7 protein-coding genes are annotated in these 7,359 nt (G+C 60.4%); 3 read left to right on the top strand and 4 right to left on the bottom strand.

Annotation, left to right across the window (positions count from 1 at the left end):
* Positions 1 to 155: 155 nt before the first annotated feature.
* Positions 156 to 392: a helix-turn-helix domain-containing protein gene (locus BLS52_RS17995; RefSeq protein ID WP_090588545.1), complete on the top strand. Its 237-nt coding sequence runs from the start codon at positions 156 to 158 to the stop codon at positions 390 to 392.
* On the opposite strand, the gene BLS52_RS17990 is transcribed toward BLS52_RS17995, so the two are convergent.
* The 4 genes from BLS52_RS17990 to BLS52_RS17975 form a co-directional block, all read right to left on the bottom strand.
* Complete coding sequence (locus tag BLS52_RS17990) at positions 389 to 1,015, bottom strand: hypothetical protein (protein ID WP_090588544.1); 627 nt, start codon at positions 1,013 to 1,015, stop codon at positions 389 to 391. The two genes, BLS52_RS17995 and BLS52_RS17990, sit on opposite strands and share 4 nt — an antisense overlap.
* Positions 1,012 to 2,943 (bottom strand): site-specific integrase, encoded by a 1,932-nt coding sequence (locus BLS52_RS17985; protein ID WP_175460239.1) that lies wholly within the window; start codon positions 2,941 to 2,943, stop codon positions 1,012 to 1,014. Before BLS52_RS17985 ends, BLS52_RS17990 begins: the two co-directional genes overlap by 4 nt.
* A gap of 574 nt (positions 2,944 to 3,517) precedes the next feature.
* On the bottom strand, positions 3,518 to 4,645 hold the full coding sequence (locus tag BLS52_RS17980; protein WP_175460238.1) for a tyrosine-type recombinase/integrase: 1,128 nt from the start codon (positions 4,643 to 4,645) through the stop codon (positions 3,518 to 3,520).
* A 350-nt stretch (positions 4,646 to 4,995) separates the two neighbouring features.
* Positions 4,996 to 5,394, bottom strand: coding sequence for a heavy metal-responsive transcriptional regulator (locus tag BLS52_RS17975; protein WP_090588539.1), 399 nt, complete (start codon positions 5,392 to 5,394; stop codon positions 4,996 to 4,998).
* A 55-nt stretch (positions 5,395 to 5,449) separates the two neighbouring features.
* Here BLS52_RS17975 and BLS52_RS17970 point away from each other — a divergent pair, with 55 nt between their 5' ends.
* Both BLS52_RS17970 and BLS52_RS17965 read left to right on the top strand, forming a co-directional pair.
* The gene (locus BLS52_RS17970) at positions 5,450 to 5,743 is read left to right on the top strand and encodes a thioredoxin family protein (RefSeq protein ID WP_090588537.1); all 294 of its coding nucleotides are present in this window, start codon (positions 5,450 to 5,452) and stop codon (positions 5,741 to 5,743) included.
* A 105-nt stretch (positions 5,744 to 5,848) separates the two neighbouring features.
* Positions 5,849 to 7,201, top strand: a complete 1,353-nt coding sequence (locus BLS52_RS17965) for a dihydrolipoyl dehydrogenase family protein (protein WP_090588536.1) — start codon at positions 5,849 to 5,851, stop codon at positions 7,199 to 7,201.
* The last annotated feature ends 158 nt before the right edge of the window (positions 7,202 to 7,359 follow it).

Here is a 7,359-nt window from a genome sequence, read left to right as displayed (position 1 = left end):
TCGGCGGCCGCGGTTATCTTAAGTTTCGGGTCGTGTTTGCCGAGTCTTTCTGTGCTTGACCTGCGAAAGCGTTCCTAGCCCGTCTTTCCGTGATTTTGAGTATCGTGGGTTTCGATAAGCCGTGTTGAGCATGTTTGTGACCAGGGAGGGACACGATGGCCGAGAAGCGCTTCCTGACTCTGGCTGATGTTGGAGAGGTTTTGAACATCTCTTCTTCCCAGACTTATGCGATCGTTCGCTCTGGTGAATTACCGGCGATCCAAGTGGGGGGCCGGGGTCAGTGGAGAGTCGAGGCTTCCAAGCTTGAGGACTACATCTCGGATGCCTATGAGCGCACCGCTGCCTCGATCAAGGAGATGAACTTGCAGGAAGCCGAGGAGACTAACTCCTAGACGGTTGACCTGAAAGGTACGACAGATCCCCGTTGAGAGTTTTCCTTCACGAGCATCTGGTTGATTCTTCTGGCCGCCCGCAGCTCATCCTGAGCGTCTTCCAGATCGTCCCGCAAGAGACTATTGCGAGATTGGGAATCTTCAAGGTCCAGGCGGGCCCGTTCGAGGGACCGTTCAAGTAGCCCGATTCGGGTTTTGAGTTCACCTGTGGTTTCAAGTTCGAGCTGTGCACCGATCTTGTTCCTCAGTGCCTTCTTCAGTTGATCCCGTTCTGCGGCGGTCCTTGTGAGCCTGGCGTTGAGCATCAGTACTTCATTGCGCAGGCTGTTGATGGTGGGCGCTGAATCGGTCGGCTTCCTATCAACGTCCTCCTTCGCATGGTTCTGTGCGGCAGCGCTACGTACGGCCTCGAGGAGGTCCGGCGCGTTATAGATCAGCCAGGTGCTTACTCCAGCGGACCGGGCTATGCCCGCGGCAGTGATGGACCGGCCTGCCTTTGTATGCGCTGCTATTGCCTTGAGCACTGCTTCACGCCGTCGTTTGCTGTCGGCTTTTTTGGCCGCGATGAGCCGTGCTGTACGCAGTGCAGACTTGCTCGATGTCTCGTTGGGGTGAGTCTTCATGCTTCTTTGGGCGTCAGTGGCAGGAGCTTCAGGGGGACGGCGGTAAGCGGGTCCTGGGCCGGCGCGGTGGAGAGAGCCTGTAGGAGTTCTGTCGCCCGGTCGATTTCGTTTTGCTCTGCTGGGGAGAGTCTGGTCTTGGTGTCGGCGAGCAGCCGTCTGATTTTGCGGTAGGAGCTTATTTCGGCGGTAAGGCTCTCCAATACCCAGGTATCGGCGATCGGTCGGGCGAGTTCCAGGTCGGTTGTGAGCGCGACGATGTGAGCGTCAATCAAGGGCAGGTGGGATACGTTGGCGCGGAAGTAGGTGCATCCACCGCATTTACTGCGTGCCGGGCACGCCTGACCGCCTGCTTTGACGTTGGATGGCTCGGTGCAGAGCCCCAGTGGTGTGGCTACCGATCCGCGGGTGTATGCGGGATAGCTGTGCGGGGGTTGGGCTGCGCCGTGGCGGTCAATGGTGGTGCGGTCGACGATGCGGATGGCGTCGGCTTTGCGTTGCCGGTTGATGCGGATGTACCCGGCGGAGGTTTCGAATCTTTTATGGTTCATCAGTTCCTGGATGACGTCCGGAGCGGTGTTGTTGTCGGAGAGCCTCTGGGCATAGGTGTGTCGCCATGAGTAGAGGCGCAGCCGGGAACGGTCGAAGGTTTCGGCTACGCCGCCTGGGCCCTGGATATGGTCGGGCAGGTTCTTGATGCGCTCGATCCACCGCCAATAGACGGTGTGGTACCCGCTGATCGTTATAGGTTTGCGTGCTGCTGGCCCGAATCCTGAGAGCGAGGGAAACATCAGGTCAGCTGCCCGTGGTTCTATGTCCGTGACTGCATTGAGACGGTCAAGCCAGGCTGTGATGATGTCTGCCGTGGAGTGATGGATGGGGAGTTCCAGGCCGATGTCGCCGGTCTTTGGGGCGTCGTAGCGGATGAAGGGCCGTCCGTCATCGTAGTGCTGCAGCGCGTCGCGTTTGAGGCCGAGGATCTCAGAGGGACGCCGGCCCAGGTCCCGCAGTAGCTGATAGATGGTTTGGTGCATGTGGTTGCAGAGTTCGGCTGGTCGGCCGTTGGTGTAGGTGTGGTCTTCGGCGACGGTGAACAGGTGCAGGTTCTCGTCCAGCACCTTGATGACCTCGTCGGGAATGGATTTGTTGACGGTGCTGCGCTTCCGGCCGCTGGTGAGGGTGTCCGTGGCGAGAAACCGGAACGCTGGGGCCAAGCGCTGAAGGGCGTTCAGCTCTCGTCCTTCGTGCAGGAGCCGACGGAATCGGTGGAAATGTTCGTATCTGTATCGTTCTGAGCGAGGTGCCCCATCGTGGGTGATCAGCGTCGAATAGGCCTGAAATATCGCTTTCGCGTCAGCCCTTCCCAACCGATCCGGGGTGGTTCCATATGGGCGGCGTAGCAGTGCGTCCGAGGCGATGCTGCACGACCGGATCAGGTCACGGATTCTATCGGCCGGGAGTTCGAAGACGGCGGCGTATTCCTTCACCGCCTCACGTAGCCAATGGATACGGACGGGGCGGAAATCCAGGGTCCCTTTCGAGCAGATGGTGTCGCTCCCGGATTGTGCACGAAGCATCAGGACCGCAGCGTCCCAGACGTCGTCCTTCCTCGCATCGGTGCCCGTGTGCTGGTACCGCCAGCGGGCCGACCACATCCGTGCGTAGTTCGTGAAACCCTTCTGCAACCGCTGATCCGTCGAGCTCGCCAGCATGATTTGGTGAAGCTTCTCCATCGTTCGCGCCCCATGCTCCAAGGCGATGGTGATGCAGCGCCGAAGCACCCAGGGATCCAGCCGGTAGCCCTCCTGGTCACGCTGTTGCAGAGTCAGGAGGAACTCATGCCGAAGAATTGGTGGAAGATCGACCAGCGAGAATTCGGTGGTGGACCACTGCCGGCCGATGGGACGCGGGACGGCGATGAATTGCTCCAAGGTGATGCCTTGGCGTTTGAGCCGTTTCCATTGAAAGCGATGGCCCAGACACAGTGACTTCTCGAAACGCCATTCCTCGGTCCGGCATCCCGGAACGGCGCACCGCTGGCCACGTGGGAACACACCCCGGGCTGTCGCTTGATACTTCTCCAGCGGGTAGTCACCGCCTGCGGCGGTGAGACGTCCCCGCCAGGCGTGATAGTGGTGGTAACACAGACCGTGGTGGCTCGACAGTGCCCTGCAGGACTGCCCGCTGACCGTGATGGTGCACCGATCCGCGGCCTTTGAGGTCCGATCTGCCCCATGGTCTGCGCGGTACCCGCCTTTCGTGCTGCTCCTGGCCGCCGATTTGCAGGGCACGCAGAGGGCTCCATTGCCTCTGGCTAACCCGGGGCAGCCGGCAGCCCTGCACGGATAGGCGGCAGTGAGCGGGTTGGCGGGATCCGAGGTGAAATGCCAGAGCTTGCCGTCCCATTCGCTGGGCCGCCAGTTTCTGTTGATGCGTTGCCGCAGGAATGCGAGGTACGTCCCCGGTTCCGTGCCGGGGGACTCTGTGAGTAGCATCTGCCGGAACTCAGCTGTCATTGTTCTCGCCACTTCCGCAGGTGACCGAATCGACCGCTGCTCTCATCTCGTCCGCCGACGCGTGCAGATAAACCTGCGTCGAGTTCAGGCTTCTATGGCCCAACAGTTCCTGGACCACATCGAGGGGATGTCCTGCTCGAACCCATCTGGTGGCAGCAGTGTGCCTGAGCTGATGCGGGCGCACCCGCACCTTGGTTCTTCCTTCCCATCGCCTGAACATGGCATGGACGCTGGCATAGCGGAGCGGCTCACCAGGTGGGCTATTACGGGAGTAAAGGTTCACGAAGACGTAGTCGTCCGAGATCCCGCCGAGGAGCTGGTAGCGCTCATCCTGATAGGCGGCATACGCCTGAGTCACCTCGTCTGTCACCGGGATGCTGCGGGGGTCGGCGGATTTGGCCAGGGCGCCATTGCTATTGATCCTGCGGTGAACATGGACATGCGGACCGCGTTCGAAGCACCCGGCATGGTTCGATTCCGGCAAGAAGTGAAGGTCCTCCAGGCGCAGACCCAGAGCCTCTCCAACCCGTAACCCGCAGTGCAGCATCAACCGGATCAGCAGCGCATCGCGCGGGTTCGTCGCGCACGCCATCAATCGCAACTCCTCATCAGCGCTGATCGGTTGCGGGCGTTTCGTCACTTCCCGCGATTTAAGCATCCGGCTCAGCCGCGGCATGCGGTCGGGATCTGCGCTTCCGTCAAGTGGGTTCACGGACCGCAGCCCAGCCTGGTCGAAGAATCTTCTATCGACGTCAACATCGCATAAGCCTTCGTGCGCGCAGAACCGCAAGAACTGCAGGACCGCGACAAGATACACGTTCACAGTCTTTCCCGACCGGGAACGATGGCCGGGAGCGGCAGTCTGCAGATGCAGTTTGTATCTGATCAAATCGAGCAGCGTCAGATTCCGCCAGTCCACACCTTCTGAAGACGCCCACGTGAGGAAAACCGCCAACTTCGTCTGATATGACCGTTGAGTGTTGATAGATCGGCCCGCCTGGCTCAACCACAGTGAGTAGAGTCTGCTTTCCTCAGACACCGTGAAGTCGGCGTCTACGACGACGTAGACCCGTTCTCCCGTAGAAAGAGGGACTTCAACCGCGCTGAAAGTGGTCACGAGGCCTGACCCTACCCCGCAGCCGATTGACATCAATCCAACGCAAACAAATTGAGTGGGCTAACTCCACCAAAATCGATCCAAACGCGCCAGAAGTCACTCAATGACAAGGTAGAAGCAACGTAACATTGGGTCGGTCATACTCGCCTCGGGAGGCGAAGAGCGATCCATAATCCACATCGTCGGCAGATGTAGGCGGCTCCATCCTCCACCGCGTGCAGCTTTGTCAGGGCTAGGTCACGTCCGCAGCATGAACAGGTTGCGGTAGCCCCATCGGGCTTGCTGGCTGCGGTCATATGTCAGTTTAGGAGTGCGCACCCGGCGCCGGGTATCTGCTTGCTCTGGGGTGCTTACTTGGTGGTGAGGATGTGGCAGATCTCTGCTGGCCCACAATCTGCTGGGTCCAGGGTGCGGCTGGTTTCGATGAGTTCCTCGAGCTCGCGTGCCAGAATGGCGAGTTCTTGTTGGCGTGTCCGGACCTCGGCAAGTTTCTGTTCGAGGACGAGTGATACGTGGGTGCAGGGTGTCTGGCCTGCATCGCGAAGGTTGAGGACCTGGGCGATTTCAGTCAGGGCAAGGCCTGCGCTTTGCGCTGCGCGAATGAACCGTAAGCGATCGACAGTTGCGCTGTCGTACGTCCGGTAGCCGTTAGCGGTCCGGTCAGGCGCGGGCAGTAGGCCCTGTCGCTCGTAGAAGCGGATGGTTTGATTGTCCACGCCCGTGGCGGCAGACACTTCTCCGATCAGCATGGTCCAATTCTAGCCCTTGACCTTATACCCGACTGCAAGGTTTACCGTGGGGTGCATGGACATCACCTTGCAGTACTTTGATGGTTGCCCGAACTGGACGGTCGCAGACGAGCGGCTGCGCATCCTTGCTGAGGAACGCCCCGACATCGTGCTCGAATATCAGCTCATCGAGTCGGTGGAAGCCGCCGAACGGGTAGGCTTCCACGGCTCTCCTACCGTCCTCATTAACGGCGTCGACGCGTTTGGTGATGACTCCACGCAGGTCGGCCTGGCCTGCCGCAGGTATATGACCGATGACGGGCCGGCGGGCGCGCCGAGCCTGGCCCAGCTCAGGAGCGCCGTCGGATGACTGCCCGCTCTGTCCATTGCACGGCGAAGCCCACGATGGACTGGCATCCACGCTGCGCCAGTTGAGAGAACAACGTTCCCACTGACTCACGAAGGAGTTTCCTTGATGACTGATACCTATGACCTGCTGGTAATCGGGGCGGGAATGGCCGGGGTTGCCGCCGCGACGAAAACCGCGTCCAAGGGCTGGCGGGTCGGAATCGTCGACGCGCTTCCCTACGGTGGGACATGCGCCCTGCGCGGTTGTGATCCCAAGAAGATCCTGCGCCGCGGCGCCGAAGTAATCGACGCCGCCCGGCTCATGGGCGGCAAAGGCATCGACAGCAATGGGCTCTCCATCAACTGGGAAGACCTGATGAAGCACAAGCACGGTTTCACGGACCCCGTTCCACACAATATGGAACAGGACCTCCGAGCCCATGGAGTGGAAACCCTGCATGGTCCGACAACCTTCACCGGGCCCACCCAGGTCGACATCGCAGACAAACCGTACGAGGCATCCAAAATCCTGATAGCGACGGGGGCAGTGCCGCGGCCGCTTGATTTCCCAGGACACGAGCATCTGATCGATAGCAGCGACTTCCTGAACCTGGAGACACTTCCTCGCCGGATCGTGTTCCTCGGCGGCGGCTTCATCTCCTTCGAATTCGCTCACATCGCTGCCCGGGCCGGAAGCACACCGATCATCCTCGATCGGGGAGCCAGGCCCCTGAAGGCGTTTGACGCCGACCTTGTCGACCTCCTGGTCAAGCGCGGATCAGACGCGGGCGTCGACGTGCGACGCCGCACCAGCATCACGTCTATCACCAAGTCCAGCAGCGGATACACCATCCACACCGACACCGCCGGCACCCCGGACTCGATCCAGGCGGACCTCATCGTCCACGGTGCCGGTAGAGTCGCTGAACTATCCAGGCTGGACCTGGACGCAGGTCAGGTGGCGCACGGCAGCCATGGTGTGGAAGTGGCCGGGCACCTGCAAAGCACCACGAACCCCGCCGTCTATGCTGCCGGGGACGCAGCGGACACCGCCGGACCACCGTTGACCCCCGTAGCGGTCATCGAGGCGAAGGTTGCCGCCTCAAACATGCTGAAGTCCGCCACGACAGTACCGGATTACGCTGCAACGCCAACGGCTGTCTTCACCGTCCCCGAACTCGTCCGGGTAGGCATGCTCGAGCAGGAAGCTCAGAGCAATGGCTTGAACATCGACGTCCGCTATACCGACACCAGTGGCTGGTACTCGAACTACCGGATCGGTGAAACCGCCGGAGCCACCAAAATACTGGTCGACAAGGACACCGATCTCATCGTCGGTGCCCACCTCTTCGGACATGGCTACGCCGAGCTAGCGAACACCATCAGCGTCGCCATGAAACACGGCCTGACAACCCGGCAACTGAAATCAACCACCGCTGTCTACCCATCAACCGGCTCCGACCTGGGCTCAATACTCTAACTGCCCCTGCCAAGAGACCAGCAACGGCGCGTTTGACCGGTTGAGAGAACCATCGTTACTCACTTGAACGGGAGGCACTGAGAATCGGGGGTGAACCTGATCGATTCTCATGAAACAAGCACCATAAACTGCACTGAAGATAACCGCGGGCAATGGCG

The sequence above is a fragment of the Arthrobacter subterraneus genome, assembly GCF_900099735.1.
GTDB lineage: Bacteria > Actinomycetota > Actinomycetes > Actinomycetales > Micrococcaceae > Arthrobacter_D > Arthrobacter_D subterraneus.
The sequence above is the reverse complement of the archived record's forward strand: the minus strand, read 5'-3'. Positions and strand labels throughout refer to the sequence as shown.

Coding starts and splice junctions, on each gene's coding strand:
- BLS52_RS17995 (WP_090588545.1), top strand. CDS start 156: ATGGCCGAGAAGCGCTTCCTGACTCTGGCTGATGTTGGAGAGGTTTTG.
- BLS52_RS17990 (WP_090588544.1), bottom strand. CDS start 1,015: ATGAAGACTCACCCCAACGAGACATCGAGCAAGTCTGCACTGCGTACA.
- BLS52_RS17975 (WP_090588539.1), bottom strand. CDS start 5,394: ATGCTGATCGGAGAAGTGTCTGCCGCCACGGGCGTGGACAATCAAACC.
- BLS52_RS17970 (WP_090588537.1), top strand. CDS start 5,450: ATGGACATCACCTTGCAGTACTTTGATGGTTGCCCGAACTGGACGGTC.
- BLS52_RS17965 (WP_090588536.1), top strand. CDS start 5,849: ATGACTGATACCTATGACCTGCTGGTAATCGGGGCGGGAATGGCCGGG.